Here is a 24,433-nt window from a genome sequence, read left to right on the forward strand (position 1 = left end):
AGAGCAAATCCGTGAATCCCCAGTCCTACATCCCGAGTTTGTAGAACTGCATAAAGGTGAAACGATTAAAGGATGAGTGCTGTGTCTTATCCCCTCGTGGATGCCCGAAAAATCCTTAAAGTAGTGGGCGGACCGGCTTTTGCGCGCGGCAAGCAGTACTCCATGGAGCACCGTATTCAGGAGCTCAACTTCACGGACAACTACCTGCAGGCCACGGTTCAGGGTTCCGAGCCGTCTCCGTACCGCTCCACCGTTAAGCTCTCCGGTGCACCCGAGGACCTCGATATCTCCGCGACGTCCTGCTCCTGCGCTGTAGGACTGGACTGCAAGCACGTCGCCGCGGTGCTCATTGAATCCAATTCACGCCACTTGAGAGATCGCGATCAGTTCCAATTGGTGCAGTCCCGCGAGGCTCCGTCCTGGCAAGAGGGCTTCGAACGCATGCTGGGCATCACGAGCCAAGGTGCCGCGGCGCGCGTCGTTGATAAGGACGAAGTCCAGCCGCTCGCTTTGCAGTTTGAGCTCGTGGATTCGCAGGCCGTGAACTATTCTGGCTGGATGCCGCGTAGCGCTGGCCAGCCATCGCGCAGCCGCTATCGCCTCGCTGTGCGCCCCATGGTCAAGAACTCCGCGGGCAAATGGGTGCGGTCCAATCTGCGCTGGAACACCATTTCCTTCAAGACCTACGGCCTCACGTTGGACGAAGAGCAGCACCGCTGGTTCTGCCAGTTCGTTCCGCTCTACCGCGCGAACGGGCAGTTGTACTTCGGCAATGACAACGACTGGATCTTCCTCGACGAATTCTCGTCCCCGCTCTTCTGGCCGCTCTTGCGGGAAGCCGAGGACCTCGGCATTGAACTCATCACCTCCACGAAAGACATTGACGTTGAGGTTGGACCGACCGCCCGCGTTGAGGTGGGCATTTCCAAGGACAACGACGGCGCTGGCTTGCGTCTCGCGCCGACCCTCCATTTCGAGGGCGTGGATGAGCCGCTCGTGCTCTCCGATGAGCGCGCCGTGGGCGGCATCGGCAACTTTGGCATCTACTTTGAGGACCCGGCCAACCACCGCATCGTTCTCTCGCCCGTGACGGGTCGCCTCAATGCGAGCGAACTCTCGATCGTGCGCCAGCCCGAATCCCTGCGCATTCCGGAAGAGGCGGCCCAAGAGTTTTTGAGCGCCGGCTACCCGCGCATGCGCCGCCGCATTCGGGTGCAGAAGTTGGATGAGTCCATTGAGCTCCCCGAAATTGTTCCGCCGGTCTTCGTGACGGGCGTGACCTTCTTCGGGAACGACGACGTAGCACTGGATTGGTGGTTCGAGTACAACGGCGTTGCCGCCACCAAGATGCCGGACGACTTGCGTGATCCTGATGTCGAGGCTTCGCTCAAAGAACGCGTGCGGGCACTCTTGCAGAACTCTCCCGCGGTGCTCGCGAGCTTTGAGTCCTTGGTCCCGAAGAACCTCGAGGGTTTGGACACCGTGGACTTTGTGCGCCGCGTGCTCCCGCAGCTTGAGCACTTTGAGGGCGTTCGTGTTGATGTGAAGGGTGTGCGGCCGAAGTACCGCGAACTCACGGAGTCTCCTGAGCTCGCCGTGAACGTCGTGGAGACCGAGCGCAGGGACTGGTTCGATCTTGGCCTCATGATCATGCTGGGCGAGCGCGAGATTCCTTTGGCGGACATCCTGCGCGCCTTGAGCCGCGGGCAGACTCGCTTGTTGATGTCTGACAAGACGTACTTCAGCTTGGAGCACCCGCTCTTCGACAAGCTCAAGGAACTCGTCAGCGAAGCGCAGAGCCTGCAAGACAAGCCTCACGAACTCAAGATCACGCGCTACCAGGCGTCCTTGTGGGATGAGTTCGACGAGCTCGCAACCAAGTCCGAATCCCCCGATTCATGGAACGCCCACGTGTCCGGCCTCCTCAGCCTTGCCGAGAAGTCTGAGATCTCTGTTCCTTCGAACCTTCAGGCCGAGCTCCGGCCGTACCAGCGCGAAGGCTTTAACTGGCTGGCAAGCCTGTGGGACGGCGGCCTCGGCGGCATCTTGGCTGATGACATGGGTCTGGGTAAGACCATTCAGGCGCTCGCGCTGATCTTGCACGCGAAGGCCTCCATGACGGACAAGAAGTTGCCGTTCTTGGTAGTCGCACCGACTTCCGTGGTGCCGAACTGGGAAGCCGAAGCGCTGCGCTTCGCGCCGGACCTCAAAGTTGCCACCATTAGCGATACGCGCGCGAAATCTAAAGAATCCATCGCGGAAATCGCGGCAGCGAACGACGTCGTCGTCACTTCCTACACGCTCTTCCGGCTGGACGCGCCCTCGTATCAGGCGGTCGAGTGGGGAATCCTCATGTTGGACGAGGCCCAGTTCGTCAAGAATAAGGCCACGAAGGCGCACCATGCGGCACGCGACCTCGATGCGCGCATGAAGCTCGCAATCACCGGTACGCCGATGGAAAACAACCTCATGGAGCTTTGGGCGCTTCTGGCGCTAACCTCACCGGGGCTGTTCCCGTCCGCCGTGAAATTCAACGAGCAATACTCGCGACCCATCTCTAACTCCGGCGATCAGCGCACCCTGAACCGCCTGCGCAAGCGCGTGCGACCGTTCATGCTGCGCCGCACTAAAGAGGCCGTGGTCAGCGATCTTCCGCCGAAGCAAGAGCAGGTCCTACACGTGGAGCTCGCGCCGAAGCACCGCAAGCTCTACGACACGCACTTGCAGCGTGAACGCCAGAAGATCCTGCGCCTGGTCGAGGACATGGACCGCAACCGCTTCACCATTTTCCAGTCCCTCACGGTGCTGCGCATGATGGCTCTGGATGCCGCCCTCGTGGACGACACCTATGAAGGTGTCCCCTCCGCGAAGCTGGATCTCCTGCTGGATCAGCTCGAGGAGATTGTGCAGGACGGTCACCGTGCGCTCATCTTCAGCCAGTTCACGAGCTTCTTGCGCCGTGCTGAAGATCGTCTCGAGGCCGCGGGCGTGGAGTACGCATATCTGGACGGCAGCACCAAGAACCGTGCTCAGGTCATCAACTCGTTCAAGGAAGGCGGCGCACCTGTCTTCCTCATCAGCCTCAAGGCCGGTGGCTTCGGCTTGAACCTGACAGAAGCTGACTACGTCTTCTTGCTCGATCCGTGGTGGAACCCTGCCGCTGAAGAGCAGGCCGTTGACCGTACCCACCGCATTGGGCAGAAGCGCTCCGTTATGGTCTACCGCATGGTCGCCCAGGACACCATCGAAGAGAAGGTGGTGGCGCTCCAGGACGCCAAGCGCGAGCTCATCTCCTCCGTCATGGACGGTGGCGACGGCTTCGCCTCACGGCTCACCGCCGACGACATCCGCCGCCTGCTCGCCGAGTAGACGGCAGACGCTGCCGCAGCGGGCAACTGCTGCGCCGCTTTGACGTCGATTCGCGCGACATTCCCCAACTTTGACAAAACTCAGGCAAAACGAAGAGGAGACCCACCGCAATGGTGGATCTCCTCTTCGTTTTTTAGTTCAGTTGCTAAGGATACTCAGCGAGTAGTGCTTAGAGGTTCGAAGCCTCAGCGCCACCTGCGTACACCTGGCGAAGCAAGTGAGCGGTCTCGGAAGGCGTCTTGCCAACCTTCACGCCTGCTGCTTCAAGAGCTTCCTTCTTGGCCTGAGCGGTTCCAGCGGAGCCGGAAACGATAGCGCCGGCGTGACCCATGGTCTTGCCTTCGGGAGCGGTAAAGCCTGCAACGTAGCCAACCACTGGCTTCGTGACGTTGTTCTTGATGAACTCTGCAGCGCGCTCTTCAGCGTCGCCACCGATTTCACCAATCATCACGATTGCCTTGGTCTCTGGGTCAGCTTCGAAAGCTGCCAAAGCGTCGATGTGGGTGGTGCCGATGACTGGGTCGCCACCAATGCCGATGGCGGTGGAGAAGCCGAGGTCACGGAGTTCGTACATCATCTGGTAGGTCAAGGTACCGGACTTGGAAACAAGTCCAACGCCACCCTTGCCGGTGATGTTTGCCGGAGTGATGCCCACGAGGGACTCGCCTGGCGTGATGATGCCTGGGCAGTTCGGGCCGATGATGCGGGTCTTCGGCGTGCCGTCTTCCTTGACGTTCTTCTGGGAAAGAGCGAAGAACTCAGCGGAATCCTGCACAGGAACGCCTTCGGTGATGATGACCAAGAGGCCGATTTCAGCCTCGATGGCCTCAACGGCTGCGTCCTTGGTGAACTGTGGCGGCACGAAAGCGATCGACACGTCAGCGCCGGTCTCTTCCATTGCTTCCTTGACGGTGCCGAAAACCTTGATTTCCTTGTCACCATGGGTAACGGTGGTGCCAGCCTTGCGAGCGTTCACGCCGCCCACAATGTTGGTGCCAGCGGCAAGCATGCGGGCGGTGTGCTTTGCACCTTCGCCGCCGGTGATGCCCTGAACGATGACCTTGGAGTCTTTGTTAATGAAAATAGCCATGATCTGTCTCTCTCAGTCTTAAGCGTTCGCCAGCTCGGCGGCCTTGTCGGCGCCTTCGTCCATGCTGAAAGCCTGGGTTACGAGGGCGTGGTTGGCCTCAGAGAGGATACGGCGGCCTTCTTCAACGTTGTTGCCGTCAAGACGGACAACGAGAGGCTTGGTGGCCTTGTCGCCGAGGATCTCGAGAGCCTTGACGATACCGTTTGCTACGGCGTCACATGCGGTGATGCCACCGAAGACATTCACGAAAACGCTCTTGACCTGTGCATCGTTCAAAATGATGTCAAGACCGTTGGCCATAACCTCTGCAGAGGCGCCGCCTCCGATGTCGAGGAAGTTAGCTGGCTTCACGTTGCCGTGGTTTTCGCCAGCGTAAGCAACGACGTCGAGGGTGGACATCACGAGGCCAGCACCGTTACCGATGATGCCAACTTCGCCGTCAAGCTTGACGTAGTTGAGGTCCAATTCCTTGGCGCGCAATTCGATTGGATCGGCTGCTGCCTTGTCCTCGAGTGCTGCGTGGTCTTCGTGACGGAATTCAGCATTGTCATCCAAGGAGACCTTGCCGTCAAGGGCAACGATCTCTCCGGCGCCGGTCTTCACCAATGGGTTGACCTCAACGAGGGTTGCATCTTCAGACTTGAAGGTTTCCCACAGCTTGATGATGACGTCGGCAACCTTGCCGCGAAGCTCTTCTGGGAAGTTAGCTTCTGCAACGATCTCGGCAGCCTTGGCAGCGTCGATTCCAACGGTTGGGTCAACGGCAACTTTGGCGAGTGCCTCCGGGCGCTCTACTGCGAGCTGCTCGATATCCATGCCGCCTTCAACGGAGCACATTGCAAGGTAGTTGCGGTTGGCTCGGTCGAGGAGAACGGAGAAGTAGTATTCCTCAGCGATATCTGCACCCTGAGCGATCATCACCTTGTTGACCGTGTGGCCCTTGATGTCCATGCCCAAGATGTCGGATGCGTACTGGAAAGCTTCATCGGCGGTCTTGGCAACCTTCACGCCGCCGGCCTTACCGCGGCCACCGACCTTCACTTGCGCCTTGACTACTACAACGCCACCGATCTTCTCGGCAGCTGCCTTGGCTTCTTCCGGAGTGTAAGCGACGATCCCAGCAAGCACGGGTACCCCGTGTGCTTCGAAAAGATCGCGCGCCTGGTATTCATACAGGTCCACGGTTGTGTCCTTCTACGTCGAAGTCTGCTGACTCGGTTTTTAGTTCGGCACACGCGCAAAACGCGGGCACCCTCTTCAGCACTTTAGTCCCGTCAGCGCTCTTGCGTCACCAGACTATCCGGCAACGTGAGAAACCACACAGTTCTACAATTCGTAGAGTTTGCGCGCTGTGCGGTAGTCGGTTGCTTTCCAGTACGACGACGCAGCTCAATTACCGTAGTCACGTGCGGTTTTGCGGCTATTAGGACTGCGGAGTGTTCTTGACGAGGGGCGCGTAACGCAACAGCAGACGCTTTTCGCCGCTTTCGAACTTCACCTTGGCAACAGTCTTCGCGCCGGTGCCTTCAACAGACAGCACAGTTCCGTTGCCGAAGCTCGTGTGGTTGACCGAATCTCCCACCGAGAGCTCCATGATGGCCTTCTCTTCGCGCGCCGTAGACGGGCTACTGGAAGCTGCCGTCTTCAGCTCGTGGACTTCTGGATCCCCCGCTTTACGTCCAGGGCGGTTCGGGCTAGTGCCCGCACCCCAGTACGAACCCTTTTCATAGCGACTCGTGGAGAAGTCGCGACGATCACCGGAGCCTTCGCCGTACCCGCCGTCGCTGTAGCCGCGTCCACCAGATCCGCTTCCAAATCCACCGAAACCGCCGCCGAAGTCGCCTCCGCCGAAACCACCGCCACCGAAACCGCCGCCGAAGCCGCCTCCGCCGAAGCCGCCGCTGCCAAATCGCGGCGTGCTGGCCTCACGCTTCCAGTCGATGAGGTTCTCTGGTATTTCTTCCAAGAACTGGCTCGGAGGGTTCGCTTGCGTTTGCCCCCAGAGGCTGCGCGTCTCCGAACGGGTCAAGTACAAGCGTTCCCGGGCACGAGTGAGTCCCACGTAGGCAAGGCGGCGTTCTTCCGCCAGCTCGCCCACGTCAGAGAAGGCACGCTGATGCGGGAAAACGCCGTGCTCCATGCCCGTCAGGAACACCACGGGGAACTCGAGGCCCTTCGCGGTGTGCAGGGTCATGAGCGTGATTTGGCCTTCTTGGACCGCCATGGCGGCGCCTTCGTCATCATCCGGCGCATCAGGAATCTGGTCAGCGTCGGCAACGAGTGAGACCTGCTCCAAGAAGTCGCCGAGTCCCAGTTCGGGGTTCTCTTTTTCGAAGTCGCGAATCACCGAGATGAGTTCGGAGAGGTTCTCCGCGCGCGAATCGTTCTGTGGGTCGCCGGTGCCACGAACCGTGGCCCAGTATCCAGTGCGTTCGAGCGTCTGATCGAGCGCGATCGCGGGTCCCTGCTGCGCGAGGATCTCTTTGAGCTCATCGATGAGTGCCACGAACTCAGTAATCGACTTAAGGGATCTCGTGGCCAGTCCTGGCGCCTCACTCGCCCGGCGAGCCGCTTCCATGAACGAAATCCGATCGCGCCCAGCAAGAGCCGCGATGGCACCTTCTGCGCGCTCACCGATGCCGCGCTTAGGTTCGTTAATGATGCGACGCAAGCTCACGTCGTCGGACTCGTTAACGAAGATCCGCAGGTACGCGAGGGCGTCTTTGACTTCTTTGCGGTCGTAGAAGCGGGTTCCGCCGACCACCTTGTACTTGAGGTCAACCCGAACCAGTTGCTCTTCGAGGGCACGCGATTGCGCGTTGGTGCGGTAGAAGATCGCTACGTCGCCAGGACGCACGGCGCCTTCATCGTTGAGGCGCAGGATCTCGTCGGCGATCCAGCGTGCCTCGTCAGATTCGGATTCGCCGACGTAGCCCGTGATGAGTTCGCCATCGCCGGCGGCCGTCCAGAGTCGCTTCTCGGGACGGTTCGGATTGCGCTGAATGACCGCGTTTGCTGCCGAGAGGATGTTTTGGGTGGAGCGGTAGTTTTGTTCGAGCTTGACCGTCCGGGCTTCCGGGTAGTCCTTCTCAAATTCCACGATATTGCGGATGTTCGCGCCGCGGAAAGCATAAATGGACTGATCAGAGTCGCCCACCACCGTGAGTTCGCCGGGAGGAGTCTGGCCCTCGGGACCGGTCAGCTCGCGAACGAACGCGTACTGGGCGTGGTTTGTGTCCTGGTATTCGTCCACCAGGATGTGGCGGAAGCGGCGCCGGTAGTTGTCCGTAATGGCCGGGAACGCGCGGAACAGGTAAACGGTCTGGCTCAACAGATCGTCGAAGTCCATCGCGTTGGCCTGGCGCAAGCGGGACATGTATTGCGGGTAAACCTCGGCCACGGCTTGGCCAATGAGGTCCTTCGGTCCATCCGGCGTGAATTCGTCTGGAGAGACGAGCTCATTCTTCAAGCCAGAAATGCGGTGCTGAATGGCCTTCGGAGGAAGCTTCTTGGAGTCGATTTCCAGCTCGCGAGAAATGATGGTGATCAATCGTAGCGAGTCAGCGGAGTCATAGATCGTGAAGTTGGACGTCAGGCCAACGGACGCAGCTTCTTGGCGCAAAATACGGACGCACGATGAGTGGAACGTGGAGATCCACATCTTGCGAGCGTCTTCGCCCACCAAGTTTTCGATGCGCTCGCGCATTTCCGCAGCGGCTTTATTAGTGAAGGTAATGGCCATGACTTGGTGCGGACGCGCGCGGCCAGTGGCGAGCGCGTAGGCGATGCGGTGCGAGAGCACGCGCGTCTTACCTGATCCAGCACCAGCGATGATGAGCAGCGGCGAACCCTCATGCTGGACTGCTTCAGCTTGGTTTTCGTTCAGTCCATCAAGCAGTGCAGACGGTGACTGAAAGGCGGTAGGCGCGTTGGACGCGCGAAAATCCGCGTCAGCAAAAGGGTTAAACTCAAAATCCATGGCCCTCCCAGTCTACGCAGGCGCCACAGTCATCGCAGCCGACCTTTGCCCATCTGTGGACAATAATGGAGGGCATGGCCAAAAAGAAGAAGCAGCGTCCACAGGCGACCACTCCCCCTCCACCGCAGTCCATCGCGGCCCGCATGTCTCAGACTCAGGCAGAAGGCGAAGCCAACCGCACGGCAAACAACAGCCCCGGGCTGATCGTAGTGGCCGCCTTGGCCGCCTCCGTGTTCCTCTTTTGGTACTACCACGGCATGGTCTTGAACCAGATGGCAGACCTCTCTAACGGCATCACGATGCCGGATCAGCTCATGCTGGGCTACGGTACGGACCACGTGGAAGCGCTACGGGCCGCCATGAATAGCGACGCCGTGGGTCAGCTCACCTATGTCCACAAAACTGCGGGACTGATGTTTCCCTTGTTCTTTGCGCTTGCATCGCTCTTGGCTATTGGACTCTCCGTCCCCCGCGGACTCTTGCGTTGGGGCTTGTGGATTGTGCCGATGGCATTCACAGTCCTCGACTTGTGGGAAAACAATGCGATCGATGCCCTTTTCACCGGCGCGCTCGATCCAGGTGCAGTGGCGCTGGCATCCACCCTGACCATCATTCGGTGGGTTCTGTTGTTCTTGAGTTTCGGAGCGGTGTGTGGCGCCTTGATTTACTCATTCGTCAAGACGTTCCGCCAAAAATGGGACGACGCCGGACTCCGTCCGCTTCGTTAGCCCCTCTCATCTCCCGGTAGGATAGTCCGGGAGGTTTGGCCCCTGTAGCTCAGTAGGATAGAGCGACCCTCTCCTAAAGGGTAGGCCATCGGTTCGATTCCGGTCAGGGGCACCACAGCTTGAGGCGTAGGTTCAACCACGCACGGTCATCCACCACAAGATCATGGTGAGTGTTACAAGAAATCCAGAAAAATAATTCAGCCAGATGAAGCGCCGCCACGCCTTATTGGTGGTGCCGGCGTCCTGGTCGGTGACGTGAAGATATGGGACCGCGTTAACGATGTACGGCACAGCAACAATGGCCACCAACGGCCCTGGCCACGAAGTCATGAGCATGAGAATTCCCGCAGTACCCCACATCACAATTGTAAATATCACGGTAGAACGAGCGCCGATCACAGTGGCAACTGAACCAATTCCTGCCTCCCGGTCTGGTTGGATGTCTTGCACCGCGCCAAAAGCGTGCGCTGCAATTCCCCAACAAAAAAACGCGCCCAACATCAATAACAAGGCCGAGTCAAAGGAGGCACCCGCCAAGGTCAGTCCTACTACCGCCGGACTCACGAAGTGAGTGCTAGAGGTGAGGGAGTCGACGAAAGGACGCTCCTTGAATCGGAGGCCAGCCGCGGAATAGGCGATTACCGCGAAGGTGCTGACTGCGAGCGCTATGGCGGATTCAGGAGAACCCGCCGCGAAGAGCACTGCAAGGAACGGCACATTGGTGACCAGACACAACCACAGCATGGGCCGGTGATAGGCGGGCGGCAGAAGGGCACCTTCCAGCCCGCCCTTTCGCGGATTATTGATGTCCGAGGCGTAGTCGAATACATCATTGATGCCGTACATAGCTAAGTTGTATGGGATGAGATAGTAGATCGCGCCAACTACCAGCAACCAGTCAATGTCCCGCGTTGCGAGGAAGTACGCCGCACCGAAAGGAAAAGCGGTGTTGATCCAGCTCACGGGTCTCGAAACTATCAGAGCATGCTTCAAGAGGGCACTCATTTTGAGGTGTGGGTGGTGCGTCATGAACTGCCACAGGGCCGGCAACAGGATGACGGTGGCCAACGGATAAGCGAAGTCTTCGACAGGTGCCAATCCCACTCGAATCCCTGAAATAAGAGCATCACTGTAAGTAAAAAGGTTCAAGGCAATCATCAATGTGTCGAACACTGCCGTCAGCACCATCAAGGCGGTACCTGCCACCAGAACGGCTGGCATGTTCACCTTGACCCGCAAACTTGATCCTGCCCGCGTGAGGATCAGCGCTACCGTCACAGCAATGGCTAGAAACGCGACGGACAACAACGCGTACCTCACGTGTTTCTCTCCTTACCGAAGCGCTCTAATATGCGTACGGAACCCGTATAGAGCACCATGGTGCAAAGTACTAGGAACACCAAGAAAAAGGGCTCTTCCAGAGGCATTTCGGGGGCGAGCTCGATCCCCAGCATGGCTTCCGAGGATCCGCGCAGGAAGATGCCAGCCGCGATGCCCGCGGCATCCCATAGCAACAGAAAAACGATCCCTGCCGCGGTGACAAGGGCAGCGCTCGCGGAATCTCTCCAGAAAAACAGTCGAAACCGGAAATCCAAAAGCAGCATGCACACGATCCCTCCCATCAAAGTCGATAGGTAGGCGAAGGCCATCACTGGCTTACCTGCGCGGATCGCTGTTGGGAGGAATCTCCCTCTTCTGCGAGCGCAATCGGTCGAGTCCGAGGCTCGTCACGTGGACCTGCGGTTTTGTCTCCCCTCAGGTGCTTTAGAACTAGCTCTGCACTAATGAGGCACATGGGCACGCCTACGCCAGGTGCGGTGGTGGCCCCGGCATAGAATAGATTTTGCACTCTCTTCGAGGCGTTTTGTGCCCGAAACATTGCACTCTGACGCAGGATGTGTGAGGGGCCTAGCATGCCACCCCGCCAAGAGTTGTAATCTCGCTCAAAGTCCGCGGGCCCTATGGTCTGACGAACTACGATTCTCTCCTTCAGGTTCGGGATATTTGCCCAACTCGAAATCTGTTCAATCGCGGCATCGGCGGCGCGTTCCACTGGATCATCGCCCGCGCCGTCTTGACCTCCAAACCCAAGGCTGGGATCGGCGGGGATAGGCACCAAGACAAAGAGGTTTTCGTGGTCCTCAGGGGCCACCGTGGGGTCACTTGCGCTGGGTTTGCAAACATATATTGATGCAGGCGCCGGTATGACAGGGTTCGCGCCGAAGATGGCATCAAAATTCTTGGCCCAATCCTTGGTGAAGAACAGGCTGTGATGCTCAAGCTGCGGGATTTTTCCAGCAACCCCTAGGAGGACCAGTACCGCACCCGGACCGCTTTGCTTTCGATGCCACCAGCGCTCCGGGTAGCTCCGGGCTGCTGCTGAAAGAAGCTGAGTTTCCGTATGGTGGAGATCCGCTGCGGATACGACGACGTCCGCAGCGGCAAAGTGGGACGCTCCGTCTGCGGCGGTCCAGTGAACGCCGCGCGCTTGATGCCGCATACGGCACACCTTCGCGACAGGCCCTGTCTTCGTGGCAGGCTCGGTGGCGATACTTGTTACATGAGCGTCCGTCACGATTTCAACGCCAGCGTCACGAGCCAGTTTCTCAAGCCGCTCCACGAGGTGCCAGAATCCCCCCTGCGGATACTGGACACCTTCGTCCATATCCAGGGAACTCATCAAGTGGTACATCGCCGGCGCTTGCCGGGGTTCGGTACCCAAGAACACTGCTGGATAACCCAGGATCTGACGCAACACGGGATCGCGAAATTGCCGCGCAATGAAACTATCTAGCGAAGTACCCAACAATTGGATTAAGCGTGGGATCGCTTTCAGAATTTCGGGGCTGGCAAGTGAGCGCCATGAACGGAAGGTGTTGTACAGGAAGTATCGTTCTGCCATGATCGCGGTGGTCTTCGCCGAAGACACGTAGCGTTGGAGAATTCGCCCACTGCCTTGCTCACGATGTTCAAAGATGGCTGAGGCTTTGGAAAGCCCCCAAGGAATTGTGATGTGATCAGCGGGTCCGTCACCAGAAGGCTCGGAATAGACTTTGTACCCCGGATCGAGAGTAACGAGATCTAGCTGTTCACGAGTGGACGTTCCCAGCATCGCGAAATAGTGGTCGAAAACGCGGGGCATTAGATACCAGGACGGGCCGGTATCGAATCGAAACCCATCCTTCTCAGCAGTTCCCGCACGTCCACCCACGCGTTCATTCCGCTCCAGCAGCTGGACGCTATATCCATCGTGCGCTAGCAATGCCGCTGTTGCAAGCCCTGCAATGCCGCCACCAACTATGACTACCCGTTTCAAGCGGTCTTCCCCCATCGAGTGTCTACAGTGGATTGAACTACCATCCACACCTTTTGCGCTGTGGATACCCGGACTCGTCTCTGCATAAGTTCTTCCGCTGGAGTGGCCGCCAACCTGTCTGCCAAAGTGGAGAACAGGCGCAAGGCGCACGCCACCGCAGTCCTGGCGTCTTGCGGCAATAGGGTCAATGTTTCTCGGGCGTCATCCAATTGCCCGGCAATGGTTCTCAACCATTCGTCTTTTTGCGATTCCGTCAGTACTGCGCCCGTACCCAAGTAGCTACGACCCAACCGTGCGGCGTCGTCCTTAATGTCCCGCAAGAAGTTCACATTCTGAAAGGCTGCTCCCAACTGCCTCGCGCCGTTTATGAGCTTTTCGTGGTCACCCGGACTGAGATGCTCGTCGCGAACAAAAATTTTGAGGCACATTAGGCCCACCACTTCGGCAGATCCGTAGACGTAGCGCGCATGGTCAACGGCCTCGAAGATCTGCAGATTTTGCGGCGATGCGGAGGATTCAGAATTCTCGAGCGTCGCGGATCTGAGGTCCGTTCGCATCGATTCGAAGAACGGTTCCGTCAGTTCCGTAGTGATCCCTGCTTCGTGCGCCGACTTCGCGAAAGCATGAACCACGGGGTTACTGGAATAGCCGCAGTCCAATGCATGAACGGTTTCTTTTTCGAGGTAGTCGAGGGCTGCGTGTTGTTTTTCCACGGAGAAGTCGGCTTCTGCGGTTACCCCATCTACAAGCTCATCAGCAATTCTTACGAGCGCATATACATTCCGCACATGCTGGCGGTGGCGCACGCCTAAGAGCCGCGTGGCGAGCCCAAAAGACGTGGAATAGCTTGCGATGATCTGCGAGGCCGCGCGCTCTGACGCCGCAGTGTAATGTTCAAGGGCGTCAAGCTTATGGAACGGTCGCATCATGATGCTCTGCCTTCCAATGACCCGGCAAGGTCCATCACACAGCGAGCCAGATGGGGGTGTGTCTTCACTATATGTGTACTGACGATAGTGGTGACATGACCAAACAACTCACCAATCATGCCTCTCACGAACTCTTCAGCCCCGCACTCCCGAAGTAGAGCGCTCGTTCGTGTTCCGTCTTGGAAGTTGAAATCGGCTGCACCGAAACGAGTTCCGATATCCGGCCACTGTGGCGTGTCACGAGCGAACGCAATGAGCGGGGTCTGCTTACCTTCCCGGAAATCGGAGTACGCGTCTTTTCCATGGACCGTATGATCCCCAAATGCGGACAGGAGATCGTCTTGGAGCTGGAAGGCAACTCCCAAATCGCGGCCAACCCTGGACAACGACCTCTCAACGTACGGCGGAGCATCGGCGAGGATGGCCGCGGCACGCAAAGGAAACTCAAATGTGTAGGTAGCCGTCTTGAGCCGGGTTGTTTCGAGTGCTTCCGCTAGACCGCTAGCCAGAATGCCATCGCTCAGCCCTACGTCTTTCATTTCCCCCACGCAGGACTCGGTAACAGTGTGATCTAAGAGATCCAGTAGGCGCAGTCTGGAGTCCTGCGGCAGATCGGCACGTGCAAACACTTGATGCGCGGCTGAAAGCATCTGATCGCCCACCAACAGACCTACACTCCGCACGAAGTGAAGTTGTTGCTCACGATCATCGCTAGTTGTTTGTGGAGCGCCGCTGATCTCATTCAGCAGGCTGCCCATGAGGTTTGGCTTTCCGCGGCGGGACAGGTCGTCGTCAATGAGGTCATCGTGAACGAGAAAGGAAAAATGCAAAAGCTCGACGCCCGCAGCGATGCTTATCGCGGCTCGTCGTCGCTCCTCGGCGAGTTGGTTGAAAGTTTCGCGTTTGTCATCAGCGAGTGCGTCAAAGACGTCCATCAGAAGTCGTGGCCGAAGCATCTTTCCGCCTCCAAGACATGAAACGGTCAGGTCCCACACATGAGTCATCTGAGAACCATACGTGGTCAAGCGGTTCCGACCACGATGCAGCATGTCCCGCAATACCTCATCAATTTCACTCGTGAGGCGAGAGTGATGCTCGCGTTTCGCTGAAACCTCAGCCACGATCTCGGCTTCCTAGAAGGTCGAGCTGCATCTTCATCCATGGGCTAAAGGCAAATGGTGCGGCCTCTACTGAACGTGCTAGATCATCGACGGCAGTCCATGCCCACTCTATGACCTCGTCTGGGTGAGGTTTCAGGTCGCCGCAGATTGTTGCGCTGAAAACAGGGCAAATTTCGTTCTCCACAATTCCAGAGGCGTCCACGGCCCTATAAGTAAAGTCTGAAAGTTGGAGGGCGATCGACTCCACCGAGACGCCCAGTTCGTACTTCGCCCTTCGGCGAATAGCATCCTCCATCTCTTCGCCAGGAGCGGGATGGCCACAAAAGCTATTCGTCCAGACTCCAGCCCACGTAATTTTTGAGAGAGCTCGGCGAGTGACTAGGACCTCGCCCTTCTCGTTGAAGAGGTAGCAAGAGAATGCCAAATGCAATGGGGTGTCAGTCGAATGAACTTTGGACTTCACCGCAGTTCCTATGGGCTTTCCCCTGCGGTCTACTAAGACCACGTCTTCCGTTCCGTCCACTGGCACCCCAACCTAGAGAAGTATCTGAGAGCAAAAAGTAACTAATCAAAAGATAGTACACTAATGGATAACTTATTGACTTAGGGTCAAATCTTAGGGATGTCATATGAAACAACTTGGATCGGGCACCAATAATGACCGCATTGCGGAGAACCTCTATGTGGTGGGAAAAGGTGCGGGAACGAGTGACGTGCTTGAGATATCCGATGTCACACCACAAGATCAAAAGGAAATCAGTCTTCTGATGAACGCTCTTGCCAATCTCCGCGAAGCGGAGCTTAGGCTCTCTGAAGCTTCTCGTCGTTTCATGAAGTTGAACGATCAAGACATGCGAGCCCTGCACTACTTGATTGTGGCCAAGCGACAAGGAGAAATCGTGACACCAGGAATGATTGCGAATCATCTGCGCATTTCAGCTGCGTCAACTACAAAGCTACTCAACCGGCTTGAACGCGATCACCATATTTTCCGCTTAGTGCACCCCACAGACCGCCGCGCTTTTCGGATTGAGGTGACGGAGGACACCCAAAGGGCAGCAAAGCAAACCGTAGGAAAACTCCAGGCCAGACGCTTTCATGCCGCTGCCCGACTCACAAGCGCCGAACGCGCGACGGTGACTCGATTTATCCAAGACATGACAGAAGAAATTTCGCTTAAAAATGCTCCTTGGGCAAACGTGTCAGCCCGAGGGGAAGGCAGGACCCGCACGGGCTGACATTCGCCATGAGACAACCGCGAAGGCAGATAGAAAGGAAGCATGATGTGGTCAAAACAGCGTCCTCAGCATCCACTTAATGGTGTTGTTGACCCTTCCCAAGACATTAGTGAGGGTCGGCGTCTCGCCCGCCCTCGCGGAAACGAACCGCAGCTGAGAGCGCAACCACGAGCCTCTGGCGAGGCTCCGCTGGCCCTTGTTCTAGGAGCCACCGGTTACGTGGGCGGCCGCCTAGTTCCTCGCTTGCTCACCGGTGGATACAGGGTCCGAGTTGTGGCACGGTCCGTTGAACGGATCAAAGCGCTCCCTTGGAGCGACAACGTGGATATAATTCACGGAGACGCTCAAGACCGCGAGACCATGAGACGTGCCACCCAGGGCGTGGATGTGATCTATTTCTTGATCCATTCCATGAGCAGCAACACCGGTTTCAGTAGCATTGATCACTCCATTGCTGAGAATGTAGCGTCTAACGCCCACGATGCGGGCGTTAGACGCATCGTGTATCTCGGCGGCCTTCACCCTGAAAACGTCAAACTTTCCCCCCATCTCGCTTCCCGCACTGAGGTCGGCGAAATATTGCTGGGTTCAGGGGTCCCAACTGTTGTCCTTCAGGCCGGTGTGATTATCGGATCCGGTTCCGCTTCCTTCGAGATGATTCGCCACCTGACCGAGGTCCTGCCTTACATGCCAGCCCCAAAGTGGGTCAAGAACCGCATTCAACCCATCGCGGTGCGCGACGTGCTGTTCTATCTCTTGGCGGCGGCTCGCCTAGATCCGTCTATCAACCGAGCCTTCGACATCGGTGGTCCTGACGTGTTTCGCTACAGCGAGATGATGAATGGGTACGCCGCTGAGGCTGGGCTTCCCCCGCGCGTTATAGCAGCACTTCCCGTCCTCACACCCCGGCTCGCCTCCCACTGGGTGGGACTCGTTACACCGGTACCCCGAAAGATCGCCCGACCCCTCGTTGAGTCGCTGCAGCACGAGTGCGTGGTCAAAAATAGGGATATCGACTCCGCCGTCCCACTGCCCGAAGACGGGCTCACCACTTACCGGGATGCCGTAAGACTCGCACTCGGTCGCATTGCCGTGGATGACGTGGAGACCAGCTGGGTGGATGCGCGTATCGCTAACGCACCTAGCGATCCTCTTCCCAGCGACCCTGACTGGGCTGGCCGGAAAGTTTTCGTGGCGCAAAATGAAAAGGCGTCAACCGCTAGCACGGCGGATGTTTGGGAAGTTATCACTCAAATTGGTGGCAAGACCGGGTGGTATTCGGCTTCTTTCTTGTGGGGCGTGCGCGGTTTCATCGATCGAGTAGCCGGCGGCGTTGGCCTGCGGCGCGGACGCAGATCCATGAAAGCGCTCAGCGCAGGAGATGCGCTTGATGTGTGGCGAGTGGAACATCTGGAGCCAGGCAAGCTCTTGCGTTTACGCGCCGAAATGCTCCTTCCAGGGGACGCGTGGTTAGAGCTCGGTGTAGAACCGCATGCTGACGGTTCTCGATACTGGCAACGTGCAATCTTCTTCCCGCGAGGACTCACAGGAAGACTATATTGGGCGTCTATGTTGCCTTTTCACGCCCTAATTTTCGAGCGTATGGCCCGTCGAATTACCATTCTGGCTGAGGAAAAATCCACAAATTCCTGAGTAAGCCTGCTAATTTGCTTGGGCAACGAGAGCGGAGGATGAAATACCGCCAGAATGACCGCAGGGTACGACTCCATCTCGCGCCTCCAACAGCCATTCTGGCGGTTCATATTGACAATGTCCCCCGGTTCACAGCCCGCCGTTCCTCCATCTTGGGGAGTGGGCCCAAAGCATCCTTCTCATCCAGATGGACAAGCTGAAACCGCAATGTCAACACCTATATCTAAAGACAATTGAGAGACCGAAGTCAACCATTGTTGCCAAAATGAGACATTTCTTCCCCGCCAAAACATGGGTAGAACTACTTACCCCCAATCGATAATTGAAATCCTCGGATTAAATCGAGTGAGTACACATGAAAAATGGCCTACCCTGCTAGGCGATTTCTAGCACGGTAGGCCTTGAGGCAGCACTCTGCACTATTTAGCGCAAAAGCAACGAGCTCGCGCGCGGAGAAATGTGTGAATCCAAAATCACGCACGCCCCACCCATAGCTCCTACCGAGGTGCCGAGTGCCGTGTTACGTACCGTCACGCTGTGCGATCCGGCCCCCAAGTGGTTGCGGTTAATGACATCCGACACCAAGTCGAGCGCTAGTTCAGATACGTCATTCCACGTATGGCCGCCCACGAAAACTGTATCTAGGTCCAGAATTGATACCAGGGTTCCAATGGCGGCACCAAGTCGCTGAGCTACCATCAAAACCACTTGAGAGGCACCCTTGTCGCCATCACGAGCCTTCGTAGCCATCAGACCTAAGGCTGCGCTCGGGTCAGCCTCGATTTCGGCTTCCGTCATACCAAAGTCCACACCAGCTTCGTGAGCCTGCTGTAGCAAATACTTCGGGTTCAAAGTGCTTGCTACGCAGTCCTCGCGGCCACAGACCTTGCATTCAATGCCGGTCTCGCCCACTACAAAGTGGCCGAATTCTCCGGCGTTGCCGCTGACTCCGTGAACAACCTGGCCGTCAATCACCATGCCGACGCCCACGCCGGAACCGACGTATGCGAAGACAAAGTTGTTATGGCCCTGGCCACCGCCGATCCACTGCTCCGCAATGGTCATAGCCACCGTATCCTTAGACAACGTGACCGGCATGCGCAGGGACTTTGACAGCGGGGTGACGAGTTCAATGTTTTTCCACTCGTCCAGCAGCGGCGGGTTAATCAGACGGCCGTTGGCGACATCAATCGGGCCTGGCGCAGCAATACCGACACCCACGTAGTTAGCGCGTTTGTGGCGATTAGACCGAATCAAAACGTTGACGGCATCCGTGATCTCGCGAATGATCTCATTCTGCGAGCCGCTAGGGAGCGGACGGGAAAGCTCGGCAACTTTTTCACCTGCAAGATTTACGACGACGAGCGTCATGACGCCGGGATCAAGATGAATACCGACACCCAGCAGCCGGTTGTTTTCGAGCTGCAAAACTGTTCGTGGTTTGCCCGGACCGTTGATGATGGTGCGGTCCTCTCGAACCATTCCATCGTCAAGCAATCGACGAACAACATTTGAAACAGTCTGCGGAGAAAGCTTGGTTTCCTCCGCCAATTCGACTCGGCTAATTCCCTCGGGGGCGAGTCGAATACCTTCCAAAATTACGGCTTGGTTGTAGTCTCCGAGACGTTCAAGATTACTACCGCGTTGCATTAAGTCCTCCTATTGAGTACGTCATCTGACGCGCAGCGCGTGACTGAACACAGCCCCCAAAACTTGCGGTGTCACACTGTCTCCAGTCTAGAGCGAAAATATTAACAAATCGCTCATCACGACTGAGAGAATTGCGTTTCATAAAGCTCCGAGTACCGTCCCTTGTGGGAGAGCAACTCAAAGTGATTTCCCTGCTCGACTATTTCTCCGTCTTCGATCACAAGAATTTCATCTGCATTTCGAATAGTCGAGAGTCGGTGGGCAATTATTACAGCGGTTCGACCTTCCAATGCCTCGGCAAGTGCGGCTTGCACCGCCGCTTCGTTGGTTGAATCGAGAGCCGCAGTGGCCTCGTCAAGGATCACGAGTCGAGGCGCTTGCAACAAGAGTCGGGCGATGGTCATGCGCTGTCTTTCGCCACCAGAGAGGCGATATCCCCGCTCACCCACCACGGTTTCGAGCCCGTCCGGCATGGCACGGACGAGGGGTTCAAGGCGCGCTCGTCGTAAGGCATCCCATACCTCTTCTTCAGTAGCCGATGGCGCAGCGAGGAGGAGGTTATTACGAATTGTGTCGTGGAACATATGGCCGTCTTGCGTGACCATGCCGATCGAAGAGCGCAACGAGGCGAAAGTCGCGTCCCGAATATTCATGCCGCCTAATTCAATTCCGCCCTCGTCGACGTCATACAACCTCGATACCAACTGGGCAATGGTGGACTTTCCGGCACCGCTAGACCCAACCAGCGCCGTCGTACTTCCGGCTGGAACCGTAAAAGATACGCCCTTCAGCACGGTAGCGGAGGCGCGGGAATCGAGAACCGCAACGTCCTCGAGGGAAGCGAGCGAGACCTGGTCCGCGCTGGGGTAAGCGAAGCGCGCGTTTTTGACCGAGAGGGACAGCGGGCCGTCCGGCAACGCGGTGGCCGTTGGTTTTTCCACGATCATCGGCTTGAGATCCAGAATTTCGAAGACGCGGTCGAAGCTCACGAGCGCGCTCATGATTTCCACGCGAGCGTTCGCAAGGCCCGTCAGCGGCGCGTAGAGGCGCGTCAGCAGCATCGCGAGCGTCACCACGTCGCCCGCGGCCAGTTCACCGCGCAGCGCATAGACGCCGCCCAAGCCGTACACCAGCGCCAGTGCCAGCGCCGCAACAAGGGTCAGCGCGGTAACGAAGACGAACTGTCGCATTGCGGTCTTGATCCCGATATCGCGAACGGCAGCGGCTCGTGTGGCGAACTCATGGGACTCGTGAGCGGGGCGGCCAAAAAGCTTGACGAGCGTGGCGCCGGGCGCCGAGAAGCGCTCGGTCATCTGGGCGCCCATCGTCGCGTTGTATTCAGCGGCTTCACGGCGAAGTCGGGCCAGCGAACGCCCCATGCGACGGGCCGGAATCAAGAAAATTGGCAAGAGAAAGACAGCCAACAGCGTGACTTGCCATGAGGTGGAGACCATCACGATCAGCGTCAGAACGAGCGCCACAATATTGCTCACGACGCCTGACAGCGTGCCCGCGAACGCGGATTGCGCGCCGATCACGTCATTGTTCAGCCGCGAAACCAGAGCGCCGGTGCGCGTGCGGTTGAAGAAAGCAATCGGCATTTTCTGGACGTGATCAAACACTTGCGTGCGCAGATCATAAATCACGCCTTCGCCGAGATTCGCGGAAAGCCAGCGGTTCACGAGCCCAATCGCGGCATCAGCGAGCGCTATCACGGCAATAATGACGGCAAGGATGACGACGACGCTGCTCGGCTCCCCTGCCACAATTGCATCGATCACGCGGCCAGCAAGCACAGGCGTAGCGACTGCGAGCGCGGCACCGATGACGGAGACGATCACGAAGGCGGTGAGCTTGCCTTTATAGCGGCCTGCGAACTCGAGGACACGCTTGGGCGTCCCTGGTCTATACGAAGACTTCTCCGTGGCCATGGATAATCGCCAGAGCGAACCGTGGGCGGCACCTTCCATACTCACAATGAGTACCGAGCCTTTCTAGAAACACTCAAAGAGGGCGCCCACATAACGTGCGGACGCCCTCGTCAACTTTGATTGAGCTCAGTCTTTCAGCAAGTTCCCCGGCTGTAGCGTGGTTTTGCTGTCCGGGGAATTCTGCTTGTTTTAGGCGCTGTGCGCGCCAGAGCGCGTTTCATCATAGCGCTTGTCTGCACTCTGCTCATGCGGAACGAAGCGCACCATCATGGCCTTGAAACCTGGCGTGTTCGATTCGCGTGCCACAAGTTCGCGGTGCACCAAAGCGTTGGCCTCTGGGTAGTACGCGGCGGCGCAACCTTTAGCCGTCGGGTACGCGACCAAGCGGAACTTGTTCGCGCGGCGCTCGGTGCCCTTGAACGTTGAAATGACGTCCACCAGGTCCCGATCCTTGAAGCCCATGGCTTCAAGATCTTCTGGGTGTACCAGGATCACTCGGCGGCCGTTCGAGATACCGCGGTAACGGTCATCGAGGCCGTAGAACGTGGTGTTGTACTGATCGTGGCTGCGCATGGTCTGCAGGATCAAGTGACCTTCAGGCGCCGCCAAGTACTCAAACGGGCTCACCGAGAAGCGTGCCTTGCCGATGTCCGTGGCAAACGTGCGGGAATCGCGCGGCGGGTTGGGCAGCACGAAGCCGTTCTTGCCACGAACGCGTAGGTTGAAGTCTTCGAACCCTGGGATGGTGTTGGCGATGTGATCCCGGATCACGTCATAGTCCTCGGCCATAGCCTTCCAGTCCACCGGGTGGTCCTCGCCGAGGGTCGCGATGGCCATGCGAGCCACAATCACCGGTTCTGCCAACAAATGTTCAGAGACCGGCTTGAGGCGTCCCTGGGTGGATTTGATGACAGACATCGAGTCTTCGACAGTCAAGAACTGTGGACCGTTAGGGTGCTTGTCATCGCGGTCCGTGCGGCCCAGCGTCGGCAAAATGATAGACGTGCGGCCGTGGACCACGTGCGAGCGGTTGGGCTTCGTGGAGATGTGGACCGTCAATCCCGCGCGACGCATGCCGGCTTCGAGCGCCTCGGTGTCGGAATTAGCCAACGCGAAATTGCCGCCCATGGAAACAAAGACATCCACTTCGTCATTCTCAAAGCGCTCGAGTGCCTCGGTGGAATCCACACCGAACTCGCGCGGCGAGGTGATGTTGAATTCCTTATCGAACGCCTCAAGCATCGCTTCGGTGGGCTTTTCCCAAATACCCATGGTGCGGTCGCCCTGCACATTGGAGTGACCTCGCACTGGGCAAGCGCCAGCGCCGGGCTTACCGAAGTTGCCCTGCATGAGCAACAAATTGATGATCTCCCGCAGGGTTGGCACTGAGTGAGGCTGCTGTGTTAGTCCTAGCGCCCAGCAGATGATGGTGGCTTTGGACTTGGCCAACAAGTTCGCAACCGTGGAGATTTCTAAGCGAGAAAGTCCGGTCGCTTCTTCCGTCGCATTCCAATCGATGGTGGCCCGAGCTTCGCGGTACCCATCGAAGCCCACGGTCTGAGCGTCAATGAATTCCTGGTCAACGATGGAACCAGGATTGCGTGCTTCTTCCTGCAACAACAAGTAACCGAAAGCTTGGAAGAGCGCCAAGTCACCGCCAACTTTGATCTGCAAGAAGTGATCGGCGATGGTAGATCCTTCACCCACCACGCCACCGATGGTCTGCGGGTCCTTGAAGCCCAACAAGCCGGCTTCAGGAAGCGGGTTCACAGCGACGACCTTGGCACCGTTCTTGCGAGCATCTGCCAGAGCTGAAAGCATGCGCGGGTGGTTGGTTCCGGGGTTCTGTCCCACTACAAAGATGAGTTCGGAGTGCTCAAAGTCTTCGAGCGAGACGGTGCCCTTGCCAATGCCCACAGTCGGGCGCATGGCCGAGCCCGAAGACTCGTGGCACATGTTGGAGCAGTCAGGCAGGTTGTTGGTTCCCACGGAGCGCGCGAAGAGCTGGTACATAAACGCAGTCTCGTTGGCCGTACGCCCCGAGGTATAGAACACGCAACGGTCCGGTGTGGACTTGTTGATGTGATCACCGATAGTGGAGAACGCCTCGGCCCATGAGATCGGCGTGTAGTGCGTATCGCCCTCACGAATGATCATGGGGTGCGTGATGCGACCCTGACTACCCAGCCAGTATTCCGTCTTGTCTTCTAATGTGGCGATGGGATGCTGAGCCCACCATTCCGGGGTGACTTCGCGAGTGGTGTTCTCTTCGGCGACAGCTTTGGCGCCATTTTCACAGAACTCCGCCGGCGATCGCCGTTCCGTAATGGATTCAGGCCATGCACATCCCGGGCAGTCAAACCCATTGTGCTGGTTGATGCGCAACAAAGAGCGCACCGTTCGGGTCACTCCCGCGGCGCTCAGTCCACGATCCAACGCCACGGTGACGGCTTTGACACCGGCGGCACTGGTTTTCGGAGATCCAACTTTGAGCTGGTCTTCGTTAATATCCTCTATCGGAGCAGGCTTGCTCAGCGACATTTCTTACCTCTTTATGTGAGCGCATCGATCGGTGTGGGCACGACAATGCGATGGGCACCCGTGTACACATTCACCGTACTCGTTCTGCTGAAGCCCGCAAGTGTTATTTGCGCACGTTCCGCCAAATCCACGGCAAGTGACGAAGGGGCGCTGACGGCGGACAACACAGGAATTCCTGCCATCCACGCCTTCTGAACCAGTTCAAAAGAGGCTCGTCCGGAGACTTGAAGGATGGTTCCGGACAACGGCAGCTTGCCTTCTCGAAGAGCCCAACCCACCACTTTGTCCACCGCATTATGACGCCCCACATCTTCGCGCAAGCACAACAGCTCACCCGTCGCCGTGAACAGTCCGGCTGCGTGGACACCACCGGTCTTCGTGAACAAGTCTTGAGACTTCCTCAACGTATCCGGGAGCTTGAGCAACGTCGCGAGGTCCACGGTCATGGAGTCCTGGCTCAAGTCATAGCCACCGGACTTTTCCACGGCCTCGATGGACGCGGTGCCGCAAATACCGCAGCTCGAACTCGTGTAGACGTGGCGCTCCATGGTGAGGTCCGGAGGAACAGCTCCAGCACCGAGTCCGGCTTCCACCACGTTGAACGTTTGTTGGCCGTTCTCGTCTTCGCCAGCGCAGAACCGCATGCTCGTCAGCTGGTCGGCCTGGCGAATCACGCCTTCAGAGACCAAGAAGCCAGCCACCAAATCGAAATCATCGCCGGGAGTACGCATGGTGACGCTAAAAGACTTGTGCCCCAACCGAATTTCCAAGGGCTCTTCCACGGCCATGGTCTCTTCTTTGGACCGCGAAATCACTTGTCCGTCCGGACCAAAACCTAGGCGTGTGATCCTCTTACGGGACGTTAATCTGCCCATGTTGCACCTCTCA

At 57.7% G+C, this 24,433-nt stretch carries 17 protein-coding genes and 1 tRNA gene; 5 read left to right on the forward strand and 13 right to left on the reverse strand.

Annotation, left to right across the window (positions count from 1 at the left end; translation table 11 throughout):
• The first annotated feature begins 81 nt into the window (after positions 1 to 81).
• Positions 82 to 3,369 (forward strand): SNF2-related protein, encoded by a 3,288-nt coding sequence (locus BKA12_RS07340; RefSeq protein WP_183642000.1) that lies wholly within the window; start codon positions 82 to 84, stop codon positions 3,367 to 3,369.
• 169 nt (positions 3,370 to 3,538) lie between these two features.
• On the opposite strand, the gene sucD is transcribed toward BKA12_RS07340, so the two are convergent.
• The 3 genes from sucD to BKA12_RS07355 all read right to left on the reverse strand — a co-directional run bounded on the left by sucD (position 3,539) and on the right by BKA12_RS07355 (position 8,438).
• Positions 3,539 to 4,459 carry a succinate--CoA ligase subunit alpha gene (sucD, locus tag BKA12_RS07345; RefSeq protein ID WP_183642002.1) on the reverse strand — a complete coding sequence of 307 codons (921 nt, stop codon included), beginning with the start codon at positions 4,457 to 4,459 and terminating at the stop codon, positions 3,539 to 3,541.
• Positions 4,460 to 4,477: 18 nt separating this feature from the next.
• Complete coding sequence (sucC, locus tag BKA12_RS07350; RefSeq protein ID WP_183642005.1) at positions 4,478 to 5,641, reverse strand: ADP-forming succinate--CoA ligase subunit beta; 1,164 nt, start codon at positions 5,639 to 5,641, stop codon at positions 4,478 to 4,480.
• Positions 5,642 to 5,882: 241 nt separating this feature from the next.
• Positions 5,883 to 8,438 (reverse strand): UvrD-helicase domain-containing protein, encoded by a 2,556-nt coding sequence (locus BKA12_RS07355; RefSeq protein WP_183642008.1) that lies wholly within the window; start codon positions 8,436 to 8,438, stop codon positions 5,883 to 5,885.
• A gap of 74 nt (positions 8,439 to 8,512) precedes the next feature.
• Between BKA12_RS07355 and BKA12_RS07360 the strand changes: the two genes are divergently transcribed.
• Both BKA12_RS07360 and BKA12_RS07365 read left to right on the forward strand, forming a co-directional pair.
• Positions 8,513 to 9,166 carry a hypothetical protein gene (locus tag BKA12_RS07360; RefSeq protein WP_246361626.1) on the forward strand — a complete coding sequence of 218 codons (654 nt, stop codon included), beginning with the start codon at positions 8,513 to 8,515 and terminating at the stop codon, positions 9,164 to 9,166.
• A gap of 38 nt (positions 9,167 to 9,204) precedes the next feature.
• Positions 9,205 to 9,281: transfer RNA gene (locus BKA12_RS07365), tRNA-Arg, on the forward strand.
• Between the two features lie 17 nt (positions 9,282 to 9,298).
• On the opposite strand, the gene BKA12_RS07370 is transcribed toward BKA12_RS07365, so the two are convergent.
• Genes BKA12_RS07370 through idi form a run of 6 tightly spaced genes read right to left on the reverse strand, consistent with a single transcriptional unit; the run spans position 9,299 to position 15,055 of the window.
• Positions 9,299 to 10,486, reverse strand: coding sequence for a prenyltransferase (locus tag BKA12_RS07370; RefSeq protein ID WP_183642011.1), 1,188 nt, complete (start codon positions 10,484 to 10,486; stop codon positions 9,299 to 9,301).
• The gene (locus BKA12_RS07375) at positions 10,483 to 10,815 is read right to left on the reverse strand and encodes a lycopene cyclase domain-containing protein (protein ID WP_183642014.1); all 333 of its coding nucleotides are present in this window, start codon (positions 10,813 to 10,815) and stop codon (positions 10,483 to 10,485) included. Before BKA12_RS07375 ends, BKA12_RS07370 begins: the two co-directional genes overlap by 4 nt.
• On the reverse strand, positions 10,815 to 12,482 hold the full coding sequence (gene crtI, locus BKA12_RS07380) for a phytoene desaturase family protein (protein ID WP_183642018.1): 1,668 nt from the start codon (positions 12,480 to 12,482) through the stop codon (positions 10,815 to 10,817). Before crtI ends, BKA12_RS07375 begins: the two co-directional genes overlap by 1 nt.
• A complete protein-coding gene (locus BKA12_RS07385) occupies positions 12,479 to 13,411 on the reverse strand; it encodes a phytoene/squalene synthase family protein (RefSeq protein ID WP_183642021.1) in 933 nt (310 codons plus the stop codon). The genes crtI and BKA12_RS07385 overlap by 4 nt, the downstream gene beginning before the upstream one ends.
• Positions 13,408 to 14,532, reverse strand: coding sequence for a polyprenyl synthetase family protein (locus BKA12_RS07390; RefSeq protein WP_183642025.1), 1,125 nt, complete (start codon positions 14,530 to 14,532; stop codon positions 13,408 to 13,410). Before BKA12_RS07390 ends, BKA12_RS07385 begins: the two co-directional genes overlap by 4 nt.
• Positions 14,525 to 15,055 (reverse strand): isopentenyl-diphosphate Delta-isomerase, encoded by a 531-nt coding sequence (gene idi / locus BKA12_RS07395; protein WP_183642028.1) that lies wholly within the window; start codon positions 15,053 to 15,055, stop codon positions 14,525 to 14,527. The genes BKA12_RS07390 and idi overlap by 8 nt, the downstream gene beginning before the upstream one ends.
• Before the next feature lie 106 nt (positions 15,056 to 15,161).
• Here idi and BKA12_RS07400 point away from each other — a divergent pair, with 106 nt between their 5' ends.
• Positions 15,162 to 15,770 (forward strand): MarR family winged helix-turn-helix transcriptional regulator, encoded by a 609-nt coding sequence (locus tag BKA12_RS07400; RefSeq protein ID WP_183642032.1) that lies wholly within the window; start codon positions 15,162 to 15,164, stop codon positions 15,768 to 15,770.
• Positions 15,771 to 15,812: 42 nt separating this feature from the next.
• Positions 15,813 to 17,423 carry an SDR family oxidoreductase gene (locus BKA12_RS07405; protein WP_420826512.1) on the forward strand — a complete coding sequence of 537 codons (1,611 nt, stop codon included), beginning with the start codon at positions 15,813 to 15,815 and terminating at the stop codon, positions 17,421 to 17,423.
• 423 nt (positions 17,424 to 17,846) lie between these two features.
• Here BKA12_RS07405 and BKA12_RS07410 read toward each other — a convergent pair whose 3' ends face one another.
• The 4 genes from BKA12_RS07410 to fdhD form a co-directional block, all read right to left on the reverse strand.
• Complete coding sequence (locus BKA12_RS07410) at positions 17,847 to 19,073, reverse strand: ROK family transcriptional regulator (protein WP_183642035.1); 1,227 nt, start codon at positions 19,071 to 19,073, stop codon at positions 17,847 to 17,849.
• A gap of 116 nt (positions 19,074 to 19,189) precedes the next feature.
• Complete coding sequence (locus BKA12_RS07415) at positions 19,190 to 21,049, reverse strand: ABC transporter transmembrane domain-containing protein (protein WP_183642038.1); 1,860 nt, start codon at positions 21,047 to 21,049, stop codon at positions 19,190 to 19,192.
• Positions 21,050 to 21,193: 144 nt separating this feature from the next.
• A complete protein-coding gene (locus BKA12_RS07420) occupies positions 21,194 to 23,545 on the reverse strand; it encodes an FdhF/YdeP family oxidoreductase (RefSeq protein ID WP_183642042.1) in 2,352 nt (783 codons plus the stop codon).
• Positions 23,546 to 23,556: 11 nt separating this feature from the next.
• Positions 23,557 to 24,420: a formate dehydrogenase accessory sulfurtransferase FdhD gene (gene fdhD, locus BKA12_RS07425; RefSeq protein WP_183642045.1), complete on the reverse strand. Its 864-nt coding sequence runs from the start codon at positions 24,418 to 24,420 to the stop codon at positions 23,557 to 23,559.
• Positions 24,421 to 24,433: the final 13 nt, after the last annotated feature.

It is taken from the genome of Neomicrococcus lactis, from assembly GCF_014200305.1.
Taxonomy (GTDB): domain Bacteria; phylum Actinomycetota; class Actinomycetes; order Actinomycetales; family Micrococcaceae; genus Neomicrococcus; species Neomicrococcus lactis.